Here is a 25,825-nt window from a genome sequence, read left to right as displayed (position 1 = left end):
CGCGGGGCCGAACGCTTCCGGACAGCACGGCGCGCCTTGCCCTCGCGAGAAGCGCGGACAAGGCGCCGTCCGTCCTTTCCTTCAACTTGACCGGTCTTATTTCTTGATCCAGTGCATCAGTTCGCGGAGCTGCTTGCCGACCTGCTCGATCGGATGCTCGGCTTCGCGGCGGCGGATCGCCGTCAGCATCGCGCGGTTCGACTGGTTCTCGAGGATGAAGTCGCGGGCGAACTTGCCGGACTGGATGTCGGCGAGCACGCGCTTCATTTCCTTCTTCGTCTCTTCCGTGATGATGCGCGGGCCGGTGACGTAGTCGCCGTATTCCGCCGTGTTGGAGATCGAGTCGCGCATTGCGGCGAGGCCGCCTTCGTACATCAGGTCGACGATGAGCTTCAGCTCGTGCAGGCACTCGAAGTAGGCCATTTCCGGAGCGTAGCCGGCTTCAACCAGCGTCTCGAATCCGGCTTTGACGAGCGCGGCCGTGCCGCCGCACAGTACGGCCTGTTCGCCGAACAGGTCCGTCTCCGTCTCTTCTCGGAACGACGTCTCGATGACGCCGGCGCGCGTGCAGCCGATGCCCTTCGCGTAAGCGAGGCCGATCGCCATTGCGTTGCCGGTCGCGTCTTGCTCGATCGCGATCAGGCCGGGAACGCCGAAGCCTTCCACATACGTCCGGCGCACCATATGGCCCGGCGATTTCGGAGCGACGAGCAGGACGTCCATGTCCGGGCGCGGAACGATTTGGCCGTAATGGATGTTGAAACCGTGGGAGAACATGAGTGCGGCGCCTTGTTTCAGGTTCGGCTCAATCTCCTCGCGGTACACTTTCGCCTGCGTTTCGTCCGGCATCAGGATTTGCACGACATCGGCGATCTTCACCGCTTCGGCGACGGAGAGCACTTCGAAACCGTCGTTCTTCGCTTTCTCCGCCGATTTGCCCGGCCGAAGGCCGATGACGACCCGCACGCCGCTGTCGCGCAGGTTCTGCGCTTGCGCGTGGCCCTGGGAGCCGTAGCCGATGACCGCGACCGTCTTATTCTGCAGGACGCTGAGGTCTGCATCTTTTTCGTAGTACAGTTTGACTGCCATTGCGAATGAGCGCCTCCTTCAAAATATGCACATTTTCCATCTTACCTCATATTGCCGCCGGTTGCATCCCCCAATCGGCAATGCCGGCCGGTTTTTTCGCGGGAACGGCGGAATTACTTCATGCTGCCCCGGGTCATCGCGGTCACGCCCGTCCGGCTCAGCTCGCGGATGCCGTACGGCTTGAGCAGCTCGATGATCGCGTCGATCTTCTCCGTGTCGCCGACGGCCTGGACGACCATCGTCGAAGCGCCGATGTCGACGACGGACGCCCGGAACGTCTCGACGACGCCGAGAATTTCCGGCCGGGCCGCCGGTTCCGCATGCACCTTGATGAGCGCAAGCTCCCTGGCAACCATCGGATTCAAGCTAAGATCCACAACCTTGATGACATCGATCAGCTTGTACAATTGCTTGCCGACCTGTTCGATCGTCTTTTCGTCGCCGGTCGTCACGATGACCATCCGGGACAGGCCCGGCTCCTCGCTGGTGCCGACCGTAATGGATTCGATATTGAACCCGCGCCGGCCGAACAGGCCGGCGACGCGCTGCAGCACACCGGGTTGGTTGTTGACGAGAATCGAGATCGTATGCCGTTTCATCTCACGCATCCCCCAGAATCATGTCATCGATCGTATTGCCCTGGGTGACCATCGGATAGACGTTCTCATGCTTGCTGACGACGAACTCGACGACCGCCGGGCCGTCATGCGCCAGCGCCTTCTCCCACGCGGCCCGCGCTTCCTCCTTGTTCGTCGCGCGGAATCCGCGGACACCGTAAGCTTCGGCCAGCTTGACGAAGTCCGGGCTGCCGGCGAGGTCGATGTGGCTGTAGCGGTTGTCGTAGATGATCTCCTGCCACTGACGCACCATGCCGAGCACCTGGTTGTTGATGATCGCGACTTTGACCGGAATGTTGTTGATCGCGCAGACCGCCAGCTCCTGGGCGCACATCTGCATGCCGCCGTCGCCGTTGATCGAGACGACCGTCCGGTCCGGGAACGCCATCTGGGCGCCGATCGCCGACGGGAAGCCGAAGCCCATCGTGCCGAGACCGCCCGACGTGATCCACGAGCGCGGCTTGCTGAACTTGTAGAATTGGGCGGCCCACATCTGATGCTGGCCGACGTCCGTCGTCACGATCGCTTCGCCCTTCGTCGTCTCGTAGATCATCTCGATGACCCATTGCGGCTTCAGCTCAGTGTCCGAATCTTCGTAGCGGAGCGGCACTTCCCGCTTCCAGGCCGCGATTTGGGCGCGCCATTCGTCCGCATCGGTCCGCTTCGCCTCGCGGTTCAGAATCTCGAGCACCGTCTTGACGTCGCCGACGATCGGGATGTCGGTCGGGACGTTCTTGCCGATCTCCGCCGGGTCGATGTCGATGTGGGCGACCTTCGCGTTCGGCGCGAAGCCTTGCAGCTTCATCGTCACCCGGTCGTCGAAGCGGGCGCCGATGTTGATCAGCAGGTCGGAGCCCTGGATCGCCTTGTTCGCCGTGTAGGTGCCGTGCATGCCCGGCATGCCCATCCACAGCTCGTGTCCGCTCGGGAAGCCGCCGAGTCCGAGCAGCGTCGTCGTGATCGGAATCTGCGTCGTCTCGATGAACTTGAGCAGCTCCTCGTGGGCGCCCGAGTAGACGACGCCGCCGCCGGCGAGCACGACCGGACGCTTCGCTTCGGCGATCGCCTTCAGCAGCTTGTCGACCTGCAGCTTGTTCGGCATGACCGTCGGGTTGTAGCCGCGCAGGTTCACTTCAGTGACCGGCTTGAACAGCGCCTTCTCCGCCGAAACATCCTTCGGGATGTCGATCAGGACCGGGCCGCGGCGGCCGGTGCTCGCGATGTGGAACGCCTCATGGATGATGCGCGGGATGTCCTCGGCCTTGCGCACGAGGTAGCTGTGCTTCGTGATCGGCATCGTGATGCCGATGATGTCGGCTTCCTGGAACGCGTCCGTGCCGATGGCGCTCTGCACGACGTTGCCGGTGATGACGACCAGCGGCACCGAGTCCATGTAAGCCGTCGCGATGCCCGTGACAAGGTTCGTCGCCCCCGGACCGCTCGTCGCGATGCAGACGCCGACCTTGCCCGTGGCCCGGGCGTAGCCGTCAGCCGCGTGGATCGCTCCCTGCTCGTGGCGCGTCAGCACGTGGTGGAAATCCGTGAAGCCGTACATCGCGTCGTAGATGTACAGAACGGCGCCCCCCGGATAGCCGAATACGCATTCCACGCCTTCCAGCAGCAAGCTGCGAAGAAGCATTTCCGAACCGGTGATGACCTCCGGTTTGGACCATTTCTCGATCAATTCACTCTTGGATCGCAGAGCGGCAGGTTGCGTGCTCATGTTCCCATCCTCCCTTGCGTATTGCATGGTTCAAGCCTTGCCGTGGGCCGGCAATCCAATGCTTGTCGGGCGGCTTGATGCCCGTGTCGGCAACAAGCTTCTATCGGCATACAATCAAACTTGCATCGGCATGCAAGCTCCAGCCAGCAAAAAAGCCTTCCGCCGCCGAACGCGCTGCTGCGCATTCCGGGACGAAAGGCTTGACACTTCCGTGGTACCACCCTGATTCACCCTATGCCTCGCGGCATAAGGCCTCGGCAGGTGCAAATCCGGCTGTGGACGCCGAATCCGACCTTGGGCAGGGTAACGCTTGCCATGCGATTCCCTCTACTGGACGCCGGATCCGTATGCATCGTCGTTCAAGGGAACAGCTCCGAGGCGACATTCGCGGTACAGGGATTTCGGCGGCGGTTGCAGCATATTCCGTCCGCTCTCTGGGCGAAAGAGCCCTGACGCTTTCTCCTCATCATAGCCGATGTCAATATTAGACTTAACGTATATTATAGACCCGGGCGGGACGATCGTCAATATGAATATGATGTACAGCTGGATGCGCTGCTATCCGCGGCCGGCACCAATTCCGTCCGTACGCCGGTCTTCCGCCGGCCGGCGCCGCATTTAACGGCACCACGTGCCGTTATTCGCGCTCGGAGCCGCCTGTGAACGTGCGCTAACGGCACGGAATGCCGTTATTTCGCGCCGCAGCATCCCGCGCGCCGGCCTGCGCCGCATTTAACGGCACCATGTGCCGTTATTCGCGCTCGGAGCCGCCTGTGAACGTGCGCTAACGGCACGGAATGCCGTTATTTCGCGCCGCAGCATCCCGCGCGCCGGCCTGCGCCGCATTTAACGGCACCACGTGCCGTTATTCGCGCTTGGAGCCGCCTGCGAACGTGCGCTAACGGCACGAAATGCCGTTATTTCGCGCCGCAACCTCGCGCCTGAGTCTGCCAGCCCGCCCGGTCTTCCGACGGCCGGGCAGCATAGAATGGTATGCCGGAGCGGCGGCGCCGCCCGGCAGCAACGTTCGGCAAGGAGCGACCGCCATGGCAGCCGCCTACACGATCCGTCCATACCGGCACCGGCAGGACACCGCCGCCATCCTGCGGCTGATTCGCCGCGAGCTCGTGCCGCTGTCGCACACGCCGATCGGGCGCGAAGCGCTGACGGACCGCGCGCTCACCGCGCGCATCCGGCAGGGACGGACGCTGGTCGCGGACGGCCAGGATGGCGAAGTCAAAGGATTCGTTCATTTCATGGTGACCAGCCGGCCAAACGTGCCCGCTCTGCTTCAGATCGACATGCTTGCGGTGGAGCCGGACAGCCGGGGACAGGGAATCGGTTCGGCGCTGCTCCGGGAAGCCGAGCTCTACGGACGATCCCGCCGCTGCACGGCCGCGTCACTCTTCGTGGACGAGGGCAACGACCGGGCGCACCTGTTTTATCTGCGCGCGGGATACCGGGCCATCCAGTATTGGCCGTCGCTCCGCTGCCGGGAATTGTACAAACCGCTCTTCCCTGATATCTGAAAAAAGCAATGCCTCCCGCGCAGCAACCCCGCTTCTTCCCGCCAGCCGGCGCATGCTCCGCACTTTCCATGCCGTACGCGCCCCGCACCTCGGTCCGGCGGTTCAAACCTTATGGTGCAAATCTGCACTACATAAGCTCGTCCGATGCAAAAAAAGACCCATATCGTGCATTTTGCACCATATCCGCCAAAATCCGCGCCAACCCGCCAAATATGGCGCAAAAATGCACCGGATGTCAAAAAGGCTTCCGGTCAAGCGCCATGCTTGAACGGAAGCCCGTTTCGGATTAAGCGTTGATCTTCTCTTTGGCGATGCCGGCCAGCGCGTTGAACGCGTTCGAATCGTTCACCGCGAGGTCCGCGAGCATCTTGCGGTTCACTTCGACGCCGGCCAGTTTCAGACCGTGCATGAACTTGCTGTAGCTGAGGCCGTTCTGACGAGCGGCCGCGTTGATCCGCGTGATCCACAGCTTGCGGAAATCGCGCTTCCGCTGACGGCGGTCACGGTACGCGTACAGCAGCGATTTCATCACTTGTTCCTTGGCGGTCTTGAACAAGCGGTGTTTGGAACCGTAGTAACCTTTCGCGAGCTTCAGGATCCGCTTGCGGCGGCGCGTGCGGACGAAGCCGCCTTTCACTCTTGCCATATGGATAACCTCCCGTTGATTCTGTCAGATGTCCGGCGCGATGCTGATTATCGCAGTTGGGCGAGTCCCTGCTTCAGACGGGCGACGTCGCCTTTCGACGTGAGCGGCTGGTTTGACAGCACGCGCTTCTGGCGGCCGGATTTGCCGTAAAGCAGATGGTTCTTGTAGGCTTTGTACCGTTTCACCTTGCCGGTGCCGGTAATCTTGAAGCGGTCTTTCAGACTGCTGTGCGTTTTCATCTTCGGCATAACCATTAATCCTCCATCGCTTGTGGTTTCGGCGGAACGCCGGGACGGGCCCGCCGGATGACGCGTCAGTCTTTGTCCTTGTTCTTCGGCGCCAGAATCATGACCATGCTGCGGCCTTCCAGCTTCGGCACACGCTCGACGACGCAGAGGTCCGCCACTTCGCTGCGCAGCCGGTCAAGAATGCGCTGGCCGATCTCCGCGTGGGTGATCTCACGGCCGCGGAAACGGACCGACGCCTTCACCTTGTTGCCTTCGCCCAGGAACTTGACGACGTTCCGGTATTTCACCTGATAGTCGTGCTCCTCGATGTTGGCGCGGAACCAGACTTCCTTGACGTCGACAATCTTCTGGTTCTTGCGCGCTTCTTTCTCTTTCTTCTGCTGTTCGTAACGGAACTTGCCGTAATCCATGATCCGGCAAACCGGCGGCTTCGCCATCGGCGCGACGTTCACGAGATCCATGTCCATGTCGATCGCCATTTGCAAAGCTTCGCGGAACGGCTTGATTCCGATCTGCTCGCCGTCTGGACCGACCAGGCGAACTTCCCTCGCCCGGATCTCCTCGTTGATCTGATGATCTCGGCTAATAATGTTCCACCTCCAGATAATCGCGTGGCGATCCCCTTGCAAGTCAAACGGCTCGCGCCGTCTTCTTCCAGGCAGGCGCATCCGTTTTGCGTCGAAAGATAAGCCGAATCCTTATCTTTCATTAAAAAATGCGGGCCGCATGGACCCGCATTCCTTGACCAGTCTGCAATCGGCCCGCCACACCGGCATGCCCGGAGCGGTACGGAACCTTATCGGACGGCGAGAACCAGCCGGCCGCTGCCGGTCAGGTGAGAAGCGGGTGCTTCTGCTTGTGCCACTTTGAAATATGCTTGCTGAATATTATCACACAAGCAACCGGTTTGTCAACCGCGTGCAATCACTCAGGTAAAATGTTACCGAAGGGGGATCGGATCACTCACGTCGAAATGTTACCGAAGGGAAGTGTTTTGAAAATGTCCATGAAAACACGACGTGAAGTGATCCGTATGTTGGCTGATCAATACAAGAGAGCGAAATCGCGAAATGAGAAATCAGCAATCCTTGACAACGCCGTGAAGATGTTGGGTTGCCATCGTAAACATGCCATACGCGCTCTCGCGAACCCTCCTGCGCTGTTACCAGCGAAATCGAAACGTCATCGGCCCTTAGCTTACCAGGAGGCGATGCCCGTCATTGAGTGCGTTTGGGAAGCGCTGGATTATCCCGAACGCTATGACCGCCCGGAACAAGTGGAGTGGCTCAACTCCATCTATGCCCTGCATGACCGGTACTTCAATTTCTGCCTGCCCACTCGCAAGCTGATCGGCAAGGAGAGGCGCGGGGCGCGTGTCAAGAAAACCTTCGATACGGCCAAAACACCCGTTGCGCGGTTAATCGAATCGGGCGTGCTCTCATCGGAACAAACCCAACGGTTGCAGGCATACCCGTCTTCCCAAGATCCGCTCACCTTACATAACCAATTAGAGATGATGCTCTCCCGCCCTGTGCCGTCCTCCACCGACACAGCAGAACCCGTGGAGGCTGTATAACAGCCCCACTGGGTAACAAAATTACGTGAGTGATCCATTGGCCCTTCGGTAACATTTTTATATGAGTTGACACGCCGTGTGCAAGCATCACCCGGCTCGCGCCAAACCAAGGCGGGAAAAAGCGACTTCAAACCTGTTTGCTTTGCACCTCTTCCAGCCGGATGACGCGCGTATGCTTCGTATGGCTCCACTGCTTGTTGTTTTGCGTGAAAAACGCGTACAGTGTGATCGGCCACCACGACAGCAGGAACAGCGGCAGCGTCAGCAGGTGGGCGTACATGCGCCATTCCTTCACCCGCTCCAGCAGGAGCGCGGCCGGGAACTGGATGGCGGAAATCGTCATCGCCATGCCGACCGTCCATGCCGGCAGCGCTTCGTATATCGAAGTGAAACGGTTCGCCGCCGGCAGCAAATTGTCGATCCACAGCGCGGCCGTCGCGATGAACGCGATCAGCACGTTGTACACCGTGACCGAATAGATTGCGGCGTCGAACTTGATGAAGTTCCGCTCCTTGATGCTGTCCCGCAGCAGCGGAATGAAGTAGCGCCGCGCCACGTTGAAATGCCCCTGCATCCAGCGGAGCCGCTGGCGGACGGACGCCCGGAACGTGAGCGGCTTTTCGTCGTACACTTTCGCGTCGTAGTCGAGCACCGGGTAGATGCCACGTTTGATGCAGCGCATCGTGAACTCGAGGTCTTCGACAAGGCTGGTCGCGCCCCATCCCATCTCTTTCAACAGGCGCGTTTCGAAACACATGCCGGTGCCGCCGAGAAAATTCGCCATGCCGAGATTCGTGCGCGATTGCTGCCAGAGCCGGTTGCAGTACCAGTACGTGATGCCGTAAGCGGCCGTCACCCAGGAGTCGTTCGGATTTTTCGTGTCCAGATAGCCCTGGATGACCCGATGCCCTTCGCACAAATCGTCGTTCATCAGCCGCAGGAAGTCCGGATTCACGAGGTTGTCGGCATCGAACATGACGACCGCGTCGTACGACCTCGGCATTTTCCACAGTTCATTGAGCATCCATTCGATGGCATGGCCTTTGCCGCGTAATTGCGGGTTGTGCCGCACGAATGCGTGAACGCCGTCGTAGCTGCGGACGACATCCGCCGTACCGTCGGTGCAGTTGTCGCAAATGACGAAAATGTCATACAACTCCCGCGGATAATCCAGCTTCAGCAAGTTTTCCACCAGCGCGCCGATCACCTGCTCCTCGTTGTGGGCGGCGACGATGACGGCAAACGAGTGCTTCGGCTCATGCCGCCGGCGCGGTTTGCGACGTTTCATCAGGCCGAACAGCGAGATGACAAACTGATACACGCCGATGAATGCCACGATGATCTGCGCGGCAATCAGAAAAGCGTTGACCATATGCGATTGTGCCCCCTTATTGATAACCCTGTCTTTTTTCTGTCTGTCTCTGTCTGCAACGCAATCTTTTCAGGATGGTAAACCGGCGGTTTGTCGTATAACCTTTCCATTCGGCGGCGTTTTCATCCCTGGCGGCAAAAAACGGACCGGACTCGCAGCAGCCTCGCCCAAACAAATCCTTCGCAAAACGGAGGTGCTGTGGGTCCGTCATATGGTATGATGCAAAATGAGAAAATTTTTTTCAAGCGGGAAAAGAGTCGCAGGACCGGAGGATTCGGATGAAACGCGGATGGAAAGAAGCGGCCGGACGGCTGCGCGCATGGCTCATCGCACAGGAGAAACGGCTTGTGCTGTGGGCGAACAAAAGACATCTCGACAGGGGACTGAAGAAGCTGCTCGGCGTCTGGCTGCGGACGATCACGCATGCCGGCGGGGCCGTCTTCACGCTGGCGGCTTCGCTGGCTGCCGCGCTCTTCGCGCCCGCTCCGTGGAGCGCGGCGGGCTGGCAGAGCCTGACGGCCGTCACGGTCAGCCATGTCCCGGTGTACATCGTGAAACGCAAATTCCGCAGACTCCGGCCGTACCAGGCGCTCAAGGAAATCGTCACCGGAACGAAAAAGCCGCTCACCGACCCATCATTTCCCTCGGGGCACACGACGGCGATTTTCGCGTTCGTCATTCCGTTTCTGGCGGCGGACGCCCGGCTGCTGCCGCTGCTCCTGCCTGCCGGGCTGATCGTCATGGCGTCGGTCGGCTGGTCGCGCATCTATCTCGGGCTGCATTACCCTTCGGACGTGGTTGCCGGCGCGCTGATCGGCACGGTGACCGCGCTTGTCGTCACATCGGTTGGCTGGATGCCGGTCTAGATGTCCGGATGCGGCTCAACCCGGCTTCCTTGGCCTCGCGGTGCCGGCGGAGCGCCGCTTCGCCGACCACGGCTTCCAGGCGGTAGATCGGCATGCCCTGCTCCGCGAATTTCGTCTCGTACTCGGTCAAGACGAGGTCTTCCCGCAGGCCGTCCCGGTGCAGATCGAGCGAGATGTTCCGCAGCGGAATCTCCATGTCGCAGAAACTGTTCAGCGAAAACTCGAAGAGCAGCCGGGAATCCGTCTTGAAGTGGATCTCCCCGTTCTCGTTCAGAATTTCGAGATATTTGCGCAGGAAGCGGGGATGCGTCAGCCGCCGCTTCGCATGCTTCTTCTTCGGCCACGGATCGCTGAAGTTCAGGTAGATCCGCTCGACTTCCCCGGGCGCGAAGAACGTCTCCAGATATTCGATGTTGGCGCGCACCAGCGCCAGGTTCGGCGGGGTTTCCGCGCCCTGCGGCTCCCACGCCGCCCGCGCCTTGAGGCTGGCTCTGCGGATCAGCTCGTCGAACATGTCGATACCGATGTAGTTGATCTCCGGATTCCGGACGCTCATCTCGCTGATGAATTTCCCCTTGCCCATGCCGAGCTCGACGTGAATCGGCCGGTCGTTGCCGAAACGCTCGTGCCAGCGTCCCCTGTACGGCGCGGGATCCAGCACCACCAGTTCCGGCTGGCTTTCGATCTCTTCGCGGATTCCTTTTCTTCCGCGCAGTCGCATGCTTCCATTCCTCCCTTGTGCTCCCTTGCACACCATTCCCCATTGTGCCCGAAGGCGGCCTTGATGTAAAGCTGAACGCAAAAAGACCTTCCGGATTGTCCGTTCCGGAAGGTCCATGTCGAAATCGCCGCATCCGGCCGTCACTGGATCCTGTACGTGTCCTCAAGCGCTTCGTTCAGCTTCTTGCGCGCGGAAATCTCGATTCCCTTGTCCAGGGGGAACTTATGGCCGGCCAGCGCCAGCAGTTCCTTGACCGTCAGTTCGACCGTCACTTTCTCATCGCCGTTCGGGATTTTCACTTGGTTCATGTCCATCACCTCGCTCGAAATTTTCACTGTCAGATTTACCAAATCAAGGACGACTGCGGATAATGCGGAGAATGATTTTCATGTAAGGTTTTTTTGTTGATCTGACGCACTTTTAATATAACATATCATGTAAGGTTGAGCAAGATGCAGCCCCGGAAACGGGCTTTTCCCTTTCCAGTTGTCCGGTTCCGAACAATACGCATCCACCGGTCTGCTTCATACGCCAATTGGACCGGAGCAGCCGGTTTTCCGGCGCCTCCGAAACCCGAACGTTTCTTTTCCGGCAAGGCGGGACGGGATCGGTACGTGCCTTTCCGCGCACATGGCGCGAAATAAATTTTTTCGCTATAATGTTCCCAGATTGCGCGGCCTTCATACGGCCGAAAACGGAGGAACAGCAAATTGAATGCAGCCGGAACGAGCCCTTCGGGCAGCGAAACGCCGCTTCTGTGGGGCGACAAACGGTTTCATACATGGAATTACGAGATGCGCCGCAGGTTCGGCCGCAAAGTGTTCAAGGTGATGCTGGACGCCGGCTTCACCTGCCCGAACCGCGACGGTCGCGTAGCCATCGGCGGGTGCACGTTCTGCAGCGCGCGCGGGTCCGGCGACTTTGCCGGCAGCCGGCGGGACGATCTGACCCAGCAGTTCAACAAGATCCGCGACCGCCAGCACAAGAAATGGCCGGACGCGCTCTACATCGGCTATTTCCAGGCGTACACGAACACGTATGCGCCGGTCCATGTGCTGCGCGAATATTATGAGACGATTCTCGCGCAGCCCGGCGTCGTCGGCCTGTCGATCGCCACGCGTCCGGACTGTCTGCCGGACGACGTCGTCGACTACCTCGCCGAGCTGAATGAGCGGACGTATCTGTGGGTCGAGATGGGGCTGCAGACGATCCACGAGTCGACGTCGAAGCTGATCAACCGGGCCCATGACACGGCCTGCTACTACGACGCCGTCCGCCGGCTGCGGGAGCGCGGCATCCGCGTCTGCGCGCACATCATCTACGGGCTGCCGCTCGAGACGCGCGAGATGATGCTGGAGACGGGGCGGGCGGTCGCGGAGATGGACGTGCAGGGGATCAAGATCCATCTGCTCCACCTGATGCGCAAGACGCCGATGGTGAAGCAGTACGAGGCGGGGTTGGTCCGTTTCCTCGAGATGGACGAGTACGTGAACCTGGTCGTTGACACGCTCGAGATGCTGCCGCCGGAGATGATCGTCCACCGGGTGACGGGCGACGCGCCGCGGGAGCTGCTCATCGGGCCGATGTGGAGTCTGAAGAAATGGGAAGTGTTGAACGCGATCGACGCCGAGCTCGTGCGGCGGAACACGTGGCAGGGCAAGCTGCGGGGATCCGCCGATACGGTGAATGCGGCGGGTGCGGCCGGCGCGGTCGGAGGAAGCGTTCTGTCCGGCGGCCGATCGGATGCGGCCTTCGCGGACTTTGCGGGCGGCGCGGATCACGAAGAGGATGAGCTGGCGGACAGCCGGTCCGGCGCCGGCGGCTGCCCGGGAGGGTGCTGATGGGCTTCCCTTCCGTGCTGACCATGGCCCACCGTCTGGCCGCCGACCGCATTCGGCCGGGGGATGCGGTCATCGACGCGACCGTAGGCAACGGTGTCGACACCGCCTTCCTCGCGAAGGCCGTCGGCCCGAAGGGCGTCGTCTACGGCTTCGACATCCAGCAAGCCGCCCTCGACGCGGCCCGCGCCCGCGTGGCGGCCGAGGCGCCGGAGACGCGGCTTGAGCTGTTTCTCGCGAGCCACCACCGGATGGCGGAGCTATTGCCGGCGCGCCTTATGGGCCGCGTCTCCGCCGTCATGTTCAATCTCGGCTACCTGCCCGGCGCCGATGACGTCCGGACTGTCGTGACCCGCCCGGAGACGACGCTGGCGGCGCTCGACGCCTCGCTCGCCTTCCTCCGCCCGGGAGGCGTGCTCACCGTCGTTGTCTATACGGGCCATGAAGGCGGCCGCGAAGAGGGTGAAGCGGTCGACGCGTGGGCCCGCGCCCTGCCCGCTTCCGCCGGACAGGCCGTGCTGTACCGGATGCCGCAGCTTCCGCAGGCGCCGTATCTGATCGCGGTGGAACGCAAGTAAACCGCATCGCCGCGGCTGGGAGATTCGCAACAGAAAGCAGATTTGCATCAGACTGCAAATGTGCAACAGACAGATGAAGAGGAGAGAATGCCATGACCGTACAACCTTATCCGCTCAAGTTCGCCCCCGAGTTCAAGGAACGCGTCTGGGGCGGACGCGCGCTCGAACGTTTCGGACTGACGCCGCCGGAAGGCGCCATCGGCGAAGGATGGATGATCGCCGACCATCCGAACGGCACGACGCAAGTCGTGAACGGCCCGCTCGCCGGCAAGGGGCTTGACGAGATCCGCGAAACTTACGGCCGCGAATGGTTCGGCTCGCGGGGATTCTCCGAGCGCAACGGCCGGTTCCCGCTGCTCGTCAAGCTGCTCGACTGCAACGACGACCTGTCCGTCCAGGTGCACCCGACGGACGATTATGAAGGACTGCCGGAAGGCGAGCTCGGCAAGACCGAAATGTGGTACGTGCTCGACGCGAAGCCGGGCGCGAAGATCATCTACGGCCTGAAGGACGGCATCGACCGGGCCGGGCTGGAAGCGGCCATCGCCGAAGGCCGGATCATGGAATGCCTGCAGGAAGTGCCGGTGGAAGCGGGCGACGCGTTCTACATCCCCGCGGGCACGGTGCACGCGCTGTGCGCGGGCGTCGTCGTGGCGGAGATCCAGCAGAACTCGGACACGACGTACCGGCTGTACGACTACAACCGCCCCGGGCTCGACGGCAAGCTGCGCGAGCTGCACATCGAGGATTCGCTGAACGTCATCGCCTACGACGGCGCCGGCGCAACCCGGATGAAGACGGACGGCGTCCGCCCGGGCGAATGGCTCAAGATCGCGGAGTCGCCGTACTTCGTCGTCGAGAAAGGTGTCGTGGACGGCAACGTGAAACTGGCGACGACCGGCGACAGCTTCGTCATCCTCATCGCCGCAGACGGCAGCGGCACGCTGCGCTGGAATGGCGGCGAGCAGCCGGTCGCGCCCGGCGACTGCTTCCTCGTGCCGGCCAATCTCGGCGAGTACGAGATCGAAGGCGCCCTCACCGTGCTGCGCAGCCGGGTGCCATGATTGCCTGCACTCCCCCAACTCGAATAGCGGAAATATCTTCGCTTATTCTGTCGAATTCGGCCTTTATTCTCTAATATAGAAGAAAAAAACTTCCTCTATTTTCCGCCAAACGCCCGAAAATCGGGATTTTGGACGGAATAGAGGAAGTTTTTTCGCTTATTATCCCGGTCTTCGACTCTACCGCCTCACTTCTCCGGCTCGAACAGCCCCAGGTAAGCGCCGTAGCCTTCCTTCTCCATCTCCGACTTCGGGATGAAGCGCAGCGCCGCCGAGTTGATGCAATAGCGCAGCCCGCCGCGGTCCGGCGGTCCGTCCGGGAAAACGTGGCCGAGATGCGAGTCGGCTTCCCGGCTGCGCACTTCGATGCGCACCATGCCGTGCGACAGGTCCATGTGCTCGGTGATGCTGCCCTTGTGGATCGGCCGCGTGAAGCTCGGCCAGCCGCAGCCGGCGTCGAACTTGTCCCGCGAGCTGAAGAGCGGCTCCCCGGACACGATGTCGACGTAGATGCCTTCTTCTTCGTTGTCGTAGTACTCGTTGCGGAAAGGCGGCTCGGTCGCGTTCCGCTGCGTCACCTCGTATTGCATCGGGGTGAGCCGGCGCTTCAGTTCCTCGGGGTCCTTCCTGATCCGCCAATGCCGATCGATAAAATCATCCCTTCCGGACGCCTTGCGGTACATCTTGTAGCGGTACGGCTGCTTCTTGTGGTACGCCTGATGATATTCCTCCGCCGGATAGAACGGCCCGGCGGGCACGATCTCCGTCACGATCGGCCGGTCGAACCGCCCGCTCGCCTCCAGTTCGCGCTTCGATTCCTCGGCCAGCTTCCGCTGCTCCCCGGTATAATAGAAGATCGCCGTCCGGTACGACGACCCGCGGTCGTGAAACTGTCCGCCCGGGTCGGTCGGATCGATCTGCCGCCAGAAAATGTCGAGCAGCAGCTTGTACGGCATCCGCTGCGGATCGTACGTAATATGAACGGCTTCCGCGTGTCCCGTCGTATCCGAGCAGACTTCCTCGTACGTCGGGTTCGGCTTGTGGCCGCCCGTATAGCCCGATACGACGCGGATGACGCCGGGCATTTCCTCGAACGGCTCGACCATGCACCAGAAGCAGCCGCCCGCAAAAGCCGCCTGTTCATAAGCCGGCTTATCCGGTTGTTCCGGTTTATCCGTATTCGTCACAACCATTCCTCCTTCGCCGCGCAGACCGACCGAAGATCGCCGATCCGCCGCCGGCATGGATGTACTCTTATTATAAAGTTCCGCCTCCTCCGTTTCCACCAACCCGATTTTTTTCAATTTACGCTTCCGGTAAGCCCATTTTCATGCTATAATGAAAGCGCTCACAATATACAAAGAGCAACCATGAAGGGGGAAATGCCGATGGTGCAAGCCGTGATGCCTGACCGCAATCCGTATGAGGAACTTGCGCTGGAGCACGACGTTCTTTTCTTCAAGCTGGGCGGACCCGAGCTTGTCTGCTTTCATGGACGAAACTTCAATATGAAGCGACGGATGAGCACCGATCGAATCGCGCTTCTCCGGTCGGATCCGAATTTCTGTCTGGTCGCCCCCGATACGTACGTCAACCTCCGGAAAGTCAGCGAATTGGACGGCGATGTGCTCTACTTCGGCGAGAAAGGACCCGAGGCGAAGCGGCTGTCGGTCTCCCGCTGGCGCCGGAACGCGATCCGCGAGAAAATCGCAAATCTGAAATAACGGAGAACGGGCGATGCCCGTCCCCGAACGGAAAGCAAACTCCCGCTGCGATGTGGCGCACGCGGGAGTTTTTATTGATTCAAGAATGCCGGCGCCGCACTTGCATCAGTCCCGAAATTGCGATTAACTAGATGAGTGTGCACTTGTAAACACGTGTACGCGACAGCATGAAACACTCAAGAACAGCCATTGGGGAGGCGTGTGCGGTGAGCGCAGGAACGGATTGGAAAGCCAAGTGGCGCGAGGAGCTGGAACGGGAACTCAAGGACAACATCCTTCACTACTGGATGACCCGCACCGTCGACGAGAAGAACGGCGGCTTCATCGGGCGGATCGGCGACGACCGGCAGCCGGATTACGAGGCGGCCAAAAGTCTGGTGCTGAACACCCGGATTTTGTGGACGTTCTCGGCCGCTTACCGCGTATTCAAGGACGACCGCTATCTGGCCGTGGCCGAACGGGCTTACGGATACGTGATGGACAAGTTCGCGGATCGTGAATATGGCGGATTCTACTGGATGGTTGACGCGAAGGGCAGCCCGCTGGAGGACAAGAAGCAGGTGTACGGCCAGGCGTTCGCGATCTACGCGCTCTCCGAATTTTACCGGGCGGCGCGGCGCAAGGACGCGCTGGACAAGGCGATCGAAACGTACCGTCTGCTGGAGCGCCACAGCTACGATCCGGCGAACCGCGGCTATATCGAGGCGCATGCCCGCGACTGGTCGGAGACGGACAGGCTCGCTCTCGGCGGCGGCGACATGAACGAGCGCAAGTCGATGAACACCCATCTGCATGTGCTCGAAGCCTATACGAACCTGTACCGGGTCTGGCCGACGGAGGAACTGAACAAGAAGCACAAGGAACTGATTGAGGTCATGCTCGATCACATCGTCGATCCGGAGACGGCGCATTTCAAACTGTTCTTCGATGACGAATGGAACAGCAAGTCGGACCTCATCTCCTACGGCCACGACATCGAGGGCAGCTGGCTGCTCACGGAGGCGGCCGAACTGTGCGGCGACGAAGCGCTTCTCAAGCGGACGAAGGAGACGGCGATCCGCATGGCGGAAGCGACGCTGAACGAAGGCGTGGACGCCGACGGCGGCCTGCTGAACGAAGCGAATGCGACCGGGCTCATCGACACGAACAAGGACTGGTGGCCGCAGGCGGAAGCCGTTGTCGGCTTCTACAATGCTTATCAGCTCACGGGCGAGGACAAGTATCTGGACGCCGCCCGCCGGTCCTGGGCATTCATCGACCGCTGCATCATCGACAAGGAAGACGGTGAATGGTTCTGGAGCGTGGACCGCGAAGGCCGTCCGACCCGGGGGCACGGCAAGGTGAACGCCTGGAAATGCCCGTACCACAACGGCCGGGCGTGCTTCGAGATGATGGAGCGTCTGGTCTCCGCGCACTGACGAGCGTCAGCCGTATAAAGGCTCCGGCGAGCGATTCGCCGGAGCTTATTTATTGATCTGCCCCATCAATGCCCAGAAAAAAAGCTGCCCCGCCATGGGACAGCCTGTTGCTTCAGCCCGCGATCAAGATTTGACCGCACCGCTCGTGACGCCGGAGAAAATATAGCGCTGCATGAACAGGAACATCACGATCGTCGGAATGAAGATCAGCAGAATGTACGCCGAGATCACTTCCATACGCGCCGCGTTCGGCCCGACGAACGACTGGATCGCCGTCGCCACCGTGCGCAAGCCCCTGTCCGGCATGTACAGATACGGCACGTAGAAATCGTTGTAGATGCTGATGAACTTCAGGATGACGACGGTCGCCGTCGCCGGTCCGAGGAGCGGGAAAATGATGCTCCGGAAAATCTTGAACAGCGACGCGCCCTCCATCATCGCGCTTTCGTCCAGTTCGTACGGGATGTTGCGGATGAACTGGAGATAGATGACGAGCTGGATAACGTCCGCCCCCAGATACAGCACGATCGGCGCGCCGTACGTATTGTACAGGCCGAGCGCCTTGATGACCGAGTAAGTGACGACCTGCGTCGTGATGAGCGGAATGACCGCGGCCACCAGGTACGAACCGATGATCAGATTTTTCCCCTTGAAATCAAACCGCCCGAGCGCATACGCCGACATCGACCCGATCAGCACGTTGCCGACGATCGAGACGATCAGGATGAACAGCGTGTTGCCGAGGCCGAGCGCCAGATCCCCTTTCTCCCATGCGATCGAGAAGTTCTCGAAATTCCAGGTCGAGGGAAGTGACAGCCGGTTGATATAGAACTCCTGCCGCGTCTTGAACGCGCCGACGAAGACGGAGTACAGCGGGAAGAACACGACGAACGTGCCGATGAGCAGCACGATATATTTCATGGTGTCGAAAAATAGTTGTTTCGCCTTCATATTCTCGTCCCGCCTTCCCTCAGAATCAGCCGCTGGATGAGCACGACGACGGCGACCATCAAGAGCAGCACGACGGCGAGCGCGGATGCGAGACCGAACTGATTGAATTTGAAGGCGACGTCCAGCGTCTTCATCAGGAAGGTGGACGTGTCGTTCGCGCCGAGCGTCATGATGTACGGCACGGTGAAAGCCTGCAGGGCGCCGCTCAGCGTCAGGATGAGCATCAGCTCGACGACATTCTTGATGCTCGGCATCGTAATGTGCCAGAAGCTCTGCCAGGCGTTCGCACCGTCGATGCGCGCCGCTTCATACAAATCATCCGAGATCGACTGCAGCGCACCGATGAAGATGACCATGTTGTAGCCCATGTACATCCAGAGGGACACGAATGCCAGCGCCCAGTCGTTGATCGCCGGATTGCCGAGCCATTGCTGTTTCCACGCTTCGAGTCCGAGCACTTCGAGCAGCTTGTTCAGCGAGCCGTAGGAAGTGTGGTACACGGTCTGAAACATGATCGCGATCGCAACCTGGTGCAGAATGTACGGCAGGAACAGAATGACCCGGAACACATTCCTTCCCTTGAGCTTCGAGTTCAGAATGACGGCGAAGAACAGCGCCAGCGCCGTCTGGACCAGCCCGCCGATGAAATAGTACAGGTTGTTGCGCAGAATCTGGAAGTATTCCGGATTCGAGAAGATCTCCCTGTAGTTCTTCAGCCCGACGAAGTTCACGTCAAAGCCGAAGCCGTCCCAGTCCGTGAAGCTGTAGTAGACCAGCATGACAGACGGGTAGTAGGTGAAAAGGAGCAGCAGAACGAGCGGCAAGGCGAGAAAACTGGTGATGATGATGATCCGCTGTGTTTTGTAGCTGAGATTCAAGGCGCCGCGCCTCCTCATGCCAGGATCAAGCCATAACGGTCAGCGCCGTTCTCCCGGAAGGCGCATCCGTTATGCGGTGAATGACAAGCCGATGACAAGTGTGAAGCTTGCATAAGTCTAGTCATTGGAAAAAACCTGAGGCTGCCTTCAGGCGCGATTCGCATCGCCCTGACGGTCAGCCCCAGTCTGCACGCCGGTTACCCGTTCATCGAATCAATAGCCGAGTTCTTTCTTGGCTGCGGCCCATTTCTGATTCAACTTGTCGAATTCGGCTTGCAGATCCTTCGCAACGGCGGCTTGTTGGATTTCCTCACCCGTGAACGGAATCTGCGCCTTGTTCGCAATCTCGTTGAACCGGGAATCCGACGGTACGGATTCGAGAATGTTGGGATTGTAGCTCATGAACTCTGCCATTTGCGGCAGCGTCGGTTCGTTGTTTTTGTTGATCGGGATGAAACCGGAATCGGCGTCGTAACCGGATTCCATGATCATGAACTTGACGAACGCCTTTGCGGCTTCAAGATTCTTGCTGTCCTTGCTTACGCCCATGAAGTAGTCCGGGCCGAGAACGGCGTTCACCGTGCCGCTGTTGTCATGCGGAAACGGGAAGAAGCCGATGTCTTCCGGCGCCGCGCCGCCTTGCTCGATGATCTGGTTGATGACCCAGTTGCCGAGGAAGTACATTGCCGCGTTGCCCGTCGCGATTTCTACCTTCGAAGCTTCCCAGTTGTTCGTAGCCAGGTCTTCTTCGGTATAGCCTTTCTCGATCAGGGTACGGACAATGTTCAGGCCGATGCCCCACGCGTTGTCAAGCTGGAACGGCGCGTCCATTTCCACCATGTTGTTCTCGAAGTTGACGTCGCCGGAGAAATGCGCCAGGCTGTTGCGGCCCCATTGGCTCATCGGCCATTGCGCGCCGTAGTTGATGTAGATCGGCACGATCCCGGCGTCTTTCAGCTTCTGGCAGGCTTCGTAGAACTCGTCCAGCGTCTTCGGAATTTCCGTGATGCCCGCTTTTTCGAACGCCTTCTTGTTGTAAACGATGCCGTTCGTCGAAGCGCCCGTTGCAACTCCGTAGTAGTTGCCGTCATACGCCTTGAAATCCGCGAACCGCACTTGATCGAAGATGTTGAGGTCATTCAGCGGAGCGAAGAAATCGCCGAGCTCGGAGTTCGCGATGTTCGTCGGAATCATGAGCACGTCGCCGGCGTCGCCCGCCGTCAGCTTGACGCGGATGTCTTGCTCGTAGTTCGTGTACGGAGCGTATTTGACTTTGACGTTCGGATATTGCTTGTTGAACTCCGCCACATACCTGTCGTAAGTACCGTTGTCGACCAGGTCCGTGCGGTGCGTCGCGAACACAATCTCGCCCGAGATTTCGGTGTTGCCGCCCGCATTCGACTGACCGTTGCCCGCGGTGTTGTCCGTACCGCCGTTGCCCTCGCTCTTCGAGCCGCCGCAGGCAGCAAGGACGAGCGACAGCGCCACGAGAACAGACAACATCATGGCGAATCTTCTTTTCATGCGCGAGTCCCCCTGTTTCCGTGTTGTGGCCGACCGGCTTCGGCAAAATCGCCGCTTTCGATCGGTTCCGGGCTTCATTATAGCGGTGAAAACCGCTTACAAAAATGCAACGTGTTTGCTTTTCTTGTCCTCTGTTATCCTAACTTTTCTAACAATTGATAGCGCAACCGCCCGGATGCTATCTGACGATTTGACGATATTCGTTGGGTGTCATGCCCACAATCCGCTTGAACAGTTTGGTGAAATAGGCCGAATCCGGATAGCCCACCTGCTCGCCGACTTCGTACGTCTTCAGGTCCGGCCGGTTGCGGAGCAGGTTCTTCGCCTGCTCGATCCGCACGCCTATCAGGTAATCGGTGATCGTGACGCCCGTCTCCTGCTTGAACAGCCGGCTCAGGTAGCTCGGCGTGAGATAAACGCGCTCCGCGAGTCCCCCGAGATCCAGATCCTCATGGTAGCTTGACGCGATGATCGCCTTCACGGCATCCACCGCGCGCACGCTGCCGCTCCGCCGCTCGCGGATGCGCACGATCGCCTCGATCATCCGTTCCGTGAACCATTGGCGCAGCGGGCCGTATTTGAAAAACCGGGACAGTTCCTCGAGCCGCCGGTCCGCCGGACCGAACAGTTCCTCCGCTTCCTCGGCGAACCCGCCGACTTCCCGTTCCGCCAGCTCGAGCATCCGGATCAGCAGTTCCATCAGCACGCCGGGCGCTTCCTGCCGCCTGCGCATCTCCTCGAAGAAGGCGTTCAGTTCCTGCTCGATCTTCTCCCCGTCGAGAATCTGCAGGCTGCGGACATACTCCGTTTCCCACGATTTGTACCAGTCGCTGAGGCGGGCCGGCCTGGCCTGCTGCGACACCGCTTCGGATGCCGGTACGAAGACGGCCCGCTCGAACCGGTAGAACGCTTTGCCGGCCGCCAGCTCGGCTTCGGCGAACGCTTCCCGCAGACGTTTCGCCCCGCGGAACGGCAGCGAGGCGCCGATGGCCGCGCCGGTATGCTCCGTCAGCGCCGCGGCCAGCGCGAAGCCTGCCCGCTCCGGCGCGGACGTCAGCGAAGCGCCGGCGTTCAGTTCAAGCAGCACGCCGTAGGTCCGGTCACGGACCGCGATCGCGCAAGATCTGACGTCTTCGGCATTCGCCGCCGCCTCCAGCGTATCGAGCCCGACCGCCGCTTCCGTCCGCACGGCGTACCAGACCGCGAACGCATCGTCCGGGATGACCGGCTCCGCGGATTCTTCGCCGGCAAGCGCGCGTTCGAGCCTGAGCCGCCGGAACATTTTCGTCTGCCTTCGCGCTTCGGCGATTTCCTTCGCCATCTCCCGCAGCACGCGATACAGTTCGGCCTTGTCCACCGGCTTCAGCAGATAGTCCCGCACCTGATGGCGCATCGCGGTGCGCGCGTAGTCGAAATCGCTGTATCCGCTGACGATGACGCAGCGCACGCCGGGATGCTCGGCCTGCAGCTTCTCGGCAACCTGAAGCCCGTCCATGACCGGCATCCGGATGTCGGTGATGACGACATCCGCCCCTTCTTCCTTGAGGAACTTCAGCAGTTCCGCGCCGTTCGCGAAGACCCCGGCAACCTCATAGTCCTCCGATGCGGAGCGGACGAGCTTGGCCAGTCCGCGACGGATCCGTTCTTCATCATCTGCAATTACGATGCGAAGCATGCGTCAGACCTCCTGTTTCACGCTGCTTACGTCTGCAGCCGGCTCGGCAGGGTCACGGTCACTTCCGTGCCGGCGCCCGGCTCGCTGGCGATGTCGATGCCATAGCCCTCGCCGTAAAACAGCCGGATTCGCTCGTTCACGTTCCGGAGGCCGATGCCGAAGCCGCGCGAGCCGCCGCCTTCGCCCGGCGGCGTGTCGATCACGCCGCGCAGCCGCTCCAGCGTATCGGCGTCCAGCCCCGCGCCGTCGTCGCGGATGCGGAAGATGATGCGATCGCCCTCGACCTCGCACGAGAGCACGATCGTCATGCGCTCCTTGCGTTCGTCATAGCCGTGCAGCACCGCGTTCTCGATGATCGGCTGCAGCAGGAGCTTGACCATTTTCATTTCGCGATACGGATCGCAGCCGGCGACCTCGAGCCTGAACCGGCCCGGATAGCGGTACTCGACGATGCGCATGAACGTCTCCAGGTGCATGAGCTCGTCCTCCAGCCGCACGATCTCGCCAGCCGTGTTCACGCTGTAGCGCAGCAGCCGGCCGAGCAGCTGGATCATGTCCGCCACTTCGGGATTGTCGTCGACTTCAGCCGTCATGCGGATCGACTCCAGCGTATTGTGCAGAAAATGCGGGTTGATCTGGCTCTGCAGAGCCAGCAGTTCGGCTTCCTTGCGGCGCAATTGCATATGGTAGTTGTCGTTGATCAGCTCGCGGATTCGGCCGATCATCCGGTTGAAATGAAAGCCCAGCATGCCGATTTCGTCCTGCCGCCGGACCGGGAACGACACCTCGAGATTGCCGGCCTGCACGTGTTTCATGAGCTGCATCAGCGAGCGCAGCGGCTTCGTCAGGGCGAACGAAATGACGACCGAAGCGGCCAGCGCGAGGAAACCGGTCAGCAGCGCCGTCGCCAGCGTGAAGTTGCGGTTCGCCACCGCGTCCTTCATCAGCACGCCGACCGGAACGGAGATGATGACCTTCCAGCCGGTCTTGTTCGAGCGGTCGTAAATGACGATCCGCTGGCCGTCTTCCGCGTCGTGGCGGAACGTGCCGCGGCTTCCGACAGCCTGCGCGACGACCGGATCGTTCGACCGGTTCTGGGCTAGATGCCGCATGCCGCTGTCGTAAATGACGTTGTTGTTCTCGTCGAGGATCATCGTCTCCCCGCCGGTGACGCTGTCCAATTCGGATACGTACCGCTCGATGACGCTGATGTTCGCGTCGACGGCGACGAGGCCGAGCAGTTCGAGCGACGGCGTATAGATTTGGCGGACGACGGTGAAGACGTAGCGTTTGCGGTTGTGATTGCTCGTGTATTCCTGCGTGCTGACGAGCGCGGCGTTCGTCCCCTCCCGCCGGGCGCGCTCCAGCCATTGCTGATAGGTGGTCATGATGTCGGAGCGGACGCCGCCGACCTGCACGCGGTAATAGCCGTTGCCGAAATTGTCGAACAGATAGATCGACGTTGCGCCTTCCTTGACGCTGTTCAGAAAGTAGATGCTCTCCTCCACCCGGCGCTGAATTTCGAGCGCGGTGCCTTTCTGGCTCGGAATGATGTAAGGGCTGTCCCCGATTTCGAGATCGGGGCGGGAATAGAATTCATTGGCCGCCCTGAGGCTGTCCTGGATCTCCTCGATGGCGCCGGGCAGCGCGGTGATCCGCTCCATGTCGGAGATGTAGTCGTCAAGGCTGACGATCAGCTTGCGGGCGAGTTCCGCAACGTATGATGTGGTGTTGTCCTCGATGGTCCGCGCGTACCGGTCATAGGAAACCAGACTAAGCGCCATGATCGGCAAGATAACGAGAAAAAGGAAAACCAATATCAGCTTCCGCTCCATCGGCAGATCGCGGAATCTGGTCGCCGGATTCCATTTGCGCACGGCGTTCCGCCTCCAGTCACGGCATGGTATGGGGAAGCGCGATCAGCCTCGCTTGCGCCCGTTCGTTTCCCGGCTCGATTCGCGGTACACCATCTCGCCGGAAATCAGGATCTTCTCGTGCGGCTCGCCGGGCGATGCCACCCGCTCGAGCAGCCGGTCCACCGCCTTGCGGCCGAGCGCCAGCTTCGGCACGTGCACGGTCGTGAGCGCGGGCCGGACACGCTGCGCGTCTTCGATGTCGTCGAAGCCGCAGAGCGACAGGGCGCCCGGCACGGACAGCCCGAGCTCGGCGAACGCCTGAAGTGCGTCGATGGCGATGCTGTCGTTCGCGCAGACGACCGCGGAAGGCAGTTTGCCTTCCGCGCGGCAGCGGGACGCCCAATCCGCGAATTGTCCGGAATACCCGCTGATCCCTTCCAGGCTGATCAGATGGTCGTCGCGCAGCGGGATACCGTGCGTCTCGAGCGCGCCCCGAAAGCCGTTCCAGCGGTCGAAGAAACTGCGCGAGAACCGGATGTTGCCCGCGAACAGCAGATCGCGGTGTCCGATGCCGATCAAGTACTGGGTAAGCTTGTACATGCAGTCGTAGTTGTTCACGAACACGGTGTCCGACGGGATGAGCGGATCTTCATGGTCGATGAGCACCATCGGCAGACCGCAGCGGTGCACCTCGAGCAGCAGCGAGGTTGAAATTTCGCCGACGCCGATCATGCCGAGCAGGCCGTTCGGGTTGAGCACGTGGAGCAGCCCGTCGATGCTGTGCTCGGAGATGATCACCATGCCGTATCCCCGCTCTTCGAGACGGATCGAAATGCCGTCGAGGATGCGTCCCCAGTAGACCGATTCCTTCGTTTGAAAACGGATGTTGGGCATCAACACAAGCACGGACGGCTTCGAGCCGCCCGCGGGGAGATGTCCGGGTTTCTCCTGTCTTGCGGCTGCGCCCCGCTGGGCGAAATAGCCGAGCTGCGACGCCGCCTGGATGACCCGCTCCTTCGTCGCGGGACTGACGCCGTCCTTGCCTGAAAGCGCCTTCGACACGACAAATTTCGAGACGCCCAAATAATCGGCAATCTGCTGCATCGTGACCTTTTTCGACATATTCATCCCCGTCCGTGTCATATTCTTTTATTCTAGCACAAGTATTATGTACGCGTAATGAACGGGGGAGGAGGTGCCCGAACGCTAAAAGGCGGCACCCGCGCTTGCACGCAGGTCCGCCTCCATTCGTCTTGTCGCCGGAAGTTGTCCGCGGCGCGGCCGCCGTGATTTTTTACCCTCCGATTGCTTATCGGCTGAGAATCATCTCTTCAATTCGTTTCCGATCCGTCAGGTGTTCGAAGCTCCGGTCGAGCTCCAGTTCCTCCGTGCGGATCAGACGGTCGCCTTCATAATGGCAGCGAAGCTCGAAACAACCGTCACCGGCGGTCAAAAGCCTGACGCAATGCGGCACGTTCGGCGTGATCCCCATGTTCTCGGGATGCAGAATCCAATCCGTCTGCTTCCAATCCAGAATACCTTCCGGCGTTCGGATCGGAATGTCCGTGCGGTCATCGGAAGGAAGTTCGGCATGGTACACGTACATGCCGCCGAACTCCCGCCCGCCCGTAAACCAGGTGACGATGCCCCGAAAGTCGACGGTCTCAAGCAAAAGGCCCGTCTCTTCCGCGATCTCCCGCAAGGCCGACGCCCTCGGCGTCTCGCCGGGTTCAAGCTTGCCTCCGGGCGCGTTCCACATTCCCATCCAGACGGGGTATTCCCGGTTGAGCAGCAGAAAGCGGTCTTCTTGTTGGATGAAGCAGATGGTATATTTCAGCATGCGTACCTCCAAACGGTCATGGGTGTGAACGGATTTTCGGCTGGTGCTCCTCTCGATGTCCGGAACCTATTCAAGTTGTTGTGAATATATTCCAG

The 25,825-nt window shown here is 60.4% G+C and carries 24 protein-coding genes and 1 pseudogene; 8 read left to right on the top strand and 17 right to left on the bottom strand.

Annotated features, from left to right (window positions below):
• Nucleotides 1-96: 96 nt before the first annotated feature.
• From ilvC to ilvB, 3 genes are all read right to left on the bottom strand, one after another.
• A complete protein-coding gene (gene ilvC / locus THECO_RS04910; RefSeq protein ID WP_015253954.1) occupies nucleotides 97-1,089 on the bottom strand; it encodes a ketol-acid reductoisomerase in 993 nt (330 codons plus the stop codon).
• Between the two features lie 113 nt (nucleotides 1,090-1,202).
• Nucleotides 1,203-1,688 (bottom strand): acetolactate synthase small subunit, encoded by a 486-nt coding sequence (ilvN, locus tag THECO_RS04905; RefSeq protein ID WP_015253953.1) that lies wholly within the window; start codon nucleotides 1,686-1,688, stop codon nucleotides 1,203-1,205.
• Between the two features lies 1 nt (nucleotide 1,689).
• Nucleotides 1,690-3,429: a biosynthetic-type acetolactate synthase large subunit gene (gene ilvB / locus THECO_RS04900; RefSeq protein ID WP_015253952.1), complete on the bottom strand. Its 1,740-nt coding sequence runs from the start codon at nucleotides 3,427-3,429 to the stop codon at nucleotides 1,690-1,692.
• A gap of 1,046 nt (nucleotides 3,430-4,475) precedes the next feature.
• Between ilvB and THECO_RS04895 the strand changes: the two genes are divergently transcribed.
• Nucleotides 4,476-4,958, top strand: coding sequence for a GNAT family N-acetyltransferase (locus THECO_RS04895; RefSeq protein ID WP_015253951.1), 483 nt, complete (start codon nucleotides 4,476-4,478; stop codon nucleotides 4,956-4,958).
• A gap of 286 nt (nucleotides 4,959-5,244) precedes the next feature.
• On the opposite strand, the gene rplT is transcribed toward THECO_RS04895, so the two are convergent.
• From rplT to infC, 3 genes are all read right to left on the bottom strand, one after another.
• Nucleotides 5,245-5,604 carry a 50S ribosomal protein L20 gene (gene rplT / locus THECO_RS04890; protein ID WP_015253950.1) on the bottom strand — a complete coding sequence of 120 codons (360 nt, stop codon included), beginning with the start codon at nucleotides 5,602-5,604 and terminating at the stop codon, nucleotides 5,245-5,247.
• 47 nt (nucleotides 5,605-5,651) lie between these two features.
• Nucleotides 5,652-5,852 (bottom strand): 50S ribosomal protein L35, encoded by a 201-nt coding sequence (rpmI, locus tag THECO_RS04885; RefSeq protein ID WP_015253949.1) that lies wholly within the window; start codon nucleotides 5,850-5,852, stop codon nucleotides 5,652-5,654.
• Nucleotides 5,853-5,917: 65 nt separating this feature from the next.
• Complete coding sequence (infC, locus tag THECO_RS04880; protein WP_015253948.1) at nucleotides 5,918-6,481, bottom strand: translation initiation factor IF-3; 564 nt, start codon at nucleotides 6,479-6,481, stop codon at nucleotides 5,918-5,920.
• A gap of 371 nt (nucleotides 6,482-6,852) precedes the next feature.
• Here infC and THECO_RS04875 point away from each other — a divergent pair, with 371 nt between their 5' ends.
• On the top strand, nucleotides 6,853-7,428 hold the full coding sequence (locus tag THECO_RS04875) for a hypothetical protein (RefSeq protein WP_052835830.1): 576 nt from the start codon (nucleotides 6,853-6,855) through the stop codon (nucleotides 7,426-7,428).
• Nucleotides 7,429-7,555: 127 nt separating this feature from the next.
• Here the strand turns inward: THECO_RS04875 and THECO_RS04870 are convergent, their stop codons facing one another.
• Nucleotides 7,556-8,800: a glycosyltransferase family 2 protein gene (locus THECO_RS04870; RefSeq protein WP_015253947.1), complete on the bottom strand. Its 1,245-nt coding sequence runs from the start codon at nucleotides 8,798-8,800 to the stop codon at nucleotides 7,556-7,558.
• A gap of 278 nt (nucleotides 8,801-9,078) precedes the next feature.
• On the opposite strand from THECO_RS04870, the gene THECO_RS04865 reads away from it, so the two are divergent.
• Complete coding sequence (locus THECO_RS04865; protein ID WP_015253946.1) at nucleotides 9,079-9,666, top strand: phosphatase PAP2 family protein; 588 nt, start codon at nucleotides 9,079-9,081, stop codon at nucleotides 9,664-9,666.
• Here the strand turns inward: THECO_RS04865 and trmB are convergent.
• A complete protein-coding gene (trmB, locus tag THECO_RS04860; protein WP_015253945.1) occupies nucleotides 9,638-10,387 on the bottom strand; it encodes a tRNA (guanosine(46)-N7)-methyltransferase TrmB in 750 nt (249 codons plus the stop codon). The two genes, THECO_RS04865 and trmB, sit on opposite strands and share 29 nt — an antisense overlap.
• Before the next feature lie 140 nt (nucleotides 10,388-10,527).
• Nucleotides 10,528-10,695, bottom strand: coding sequence for a hypothetical protein (locus THECO_RS21955; protein ID WP_015253944.1), 168 nt, complete (start codon nucleotides 10,693-10,695; stop codon nucleotides 10,528-10,530).
• Nucleotides 10,696-11,097: 402 nt separating this feature from the next.
• Here THECO_RS21955 and THECO_RS04855 point away from each other — a divergent pair.
• The 3 genes and pseudogenes from THECO_RS04855 to THECO_RS04845 form a co-directional block, all read left to right on the top strand.
• Nucleotides 11,098-12,048, top strand: a pseudogene (locus THECO_RS04855) (TIGR01212 family radical SAM protein); the annotation flags it as partial.
• A gap of 179 nt (nucleotides 12,049-12,227) precedes the next feature.
• Nucleotides 12,228-12,803 (top strand): tRNA (mnm(5)s(2)U34)-methyltransferase, encoded by a 576-nt coding sequence (locus tag THECO_RS04850; protein WP_015253942.1) that lies wholly within the window; start codon nucleotides 12,228-12,230, stop codon nucleotides 12,801-12,803.
• 92 nt (nucleotides 12,804-12,895) lie between these two features.
• Entirely contained in the window at nucleotides 12,896-13,867 is a 972-nt protein-coding gene (locus tag THECO_RS04845) for a type I phosphomannose isomerase catalytic subunit (RefSeq protein ID WP_015253941.1), read from the top strand.
• Nucleotides 13,868-14,052: 185 nt separating this feature from the next.
• Here the strand turns inward: THECO_RS04845 and msrB are convergent, their stop codons facing one another.
• Nucleotides 14,053-15,057: a peptide-methionine (R)-S-oxide reductase MsrB gene (gene msrB, locus THECO_RS04840; RefSeq protein ID WP_052835963.1), complete on the bottom strand. Its 1,005-nt coding sequence runs from the start codon at nucleotides 15,055-15,057 to the stop codon at nucleotides 14,053-14,055.
• A 195-nt stretch (nucleotides 15,058-15,252) separates the two neighbouring features.
• Here msrB and THECO_RS04835 point away from each other — a divergent pair, with 195 nt between their 5' ends.
• Nucleotides 15,253-15,588 carry a hypothetical protein gene (locus THECO_RS04835; protein ID WP_015253939.1) on the top strand — a complete coding sequence of 112 codons (336 nt, stop codon included), beginning with the start codon at nucleotides 15,253-15,255 and terminating at the stop codon, nucleotides 15,586-15,588.
• 206 nt (nucleotides 15,589-15,794) lie between these two features.
• The gene (locus THECO_RS04830) at nucleotides 15,795-17,006 is read left to right on the top strand and encodes an AGE family epimerase/isomerase (protein WP_015253938.1); all 1,212 of its coding nucleotides are present in this window, start codon (nucleotides 15,795-15,797) and stop codon (nucleotides 17,004-17,006) included.
• 123 nt (nucleotides 17,007-17,129) lie between these two features.
• Here the strand turns inward: THECO_RS04830 and THECO_RS04825 are convergent, their stop codons facing one another.
• From THECO_RS04825 to THECO_RS04795, 7 genes are all read right to left on the bottom strand, one after another.
• Nucleotides 17,130-17,957 carry a carbohydrate ABC transporter permease gene (locus tag THECO_RS04825; RefSeq protein WP_015253937.1) on the bottom strand — a complete coding sequence of 276 codons (828 nt, stop codon included), beginning with the start codon at nucleotides 17,955-17,957 and terminating at the stop codon, nucleotides 17,130-17,132.
• Nucleotides 17,954-18,835 (bottom strand): carbohydrate ABC transporter permease, encoded by an 882-nt coding sequence (locus THECO_RS04820; protein WP_015253936.1) that lies wholly within the window; start codon nucleotides 18,833-18,835, stop codon nucleotides 17,954-17,956. Before THECO_RS04820 ends, THECO_RS04825 begins: the two co-directional genes overlap by 4 nt.
• A gap of 213 nt (nucleotides 18,836-19,048) precedes the next feature.
• Nucleotides 19,049-20,359, bottom strand: coding sequence for an ABC transporter substrate-binding protein (locus THECO_RS04815; protein ID WP_015253935.1), 1,311 nt, complete (start codon nucleotides 20,357-20,359; stop codon nucleotides 19,049-19,051).
• A 178-nt stretch (nucleotides 20,360-20,537) separates the two neighbouring features.
• Nucleotides 20,538-22,034 (bottom strand): response regulator transcription factor, encoded by a 1,497-nt coding sequence (locus tag THECO_RS04810; protein ID WP_015253934.1) that lies wholly within the window; start codon nucleotides 22,032-22,034, stop codon nucleotides 20,538-20,540.
• A 26-nt stretch (nucleotides 22,035-22,060) separates the two neighbouring features.
• On the bottom strand, nucleotides 22,061-23,911 hold the full coding sequence (locus THECO_RS04805) for a cache domain-containing sensor histidine kinase (protein WP_015253933.1): 1,851 nt from the start codon (nucleotides 23,909-23,911) through the stop codon (nucleotides 22,061-22,063).
• 42 nt (nucleotides 23,912-23,953) lie between these two features.
• Nucleotides 23,954-25,012 (bottom strand): LacI family DNA-binding transcriptional regulator, encoded by a 1,059-nt coding sequence (locus tag THECO_RS04800; RefSeq protein WP_041853802.1) that lies wholly within the window; start codon nucleotides 25,010-25,012, stop codon nucleotides 23,954-23,956.
• 187 nt (nucleotides 25,013-25,199) lie between these two features.
• On the bottom strand, nucleotides 25,200-25,730 hold the full coding sequence (locus tag THECO_RS04795) for an NUDIX hydrolase (RefSeq protein ID WP_015253931.1): 531 nt from the start codon (nucleotides 25,728-25,730) through the stop codon (nucleotides 25,200-25,202).
• Nucleotides 25,731-25,825: the final 95 nt, after the last annotated feature.

The sequence above is a fragment of the Thermobacillus composti KWC4 genome (assembly GCF_000227705.2).
In the GTDB taxonomy this organism is placed as follows: domain Bacteria; phylum Bacillota; class Bacilli; order Paenibacillales; family Paenibacillaceae; genus Thermobacillus; species Thermobacillus xylanilyticus.
The sequence above is the reverse complement of the archived record's forward strand: the minus strand, read 5'-3'. Positions and strand labels throughout refer to the sequence as shown.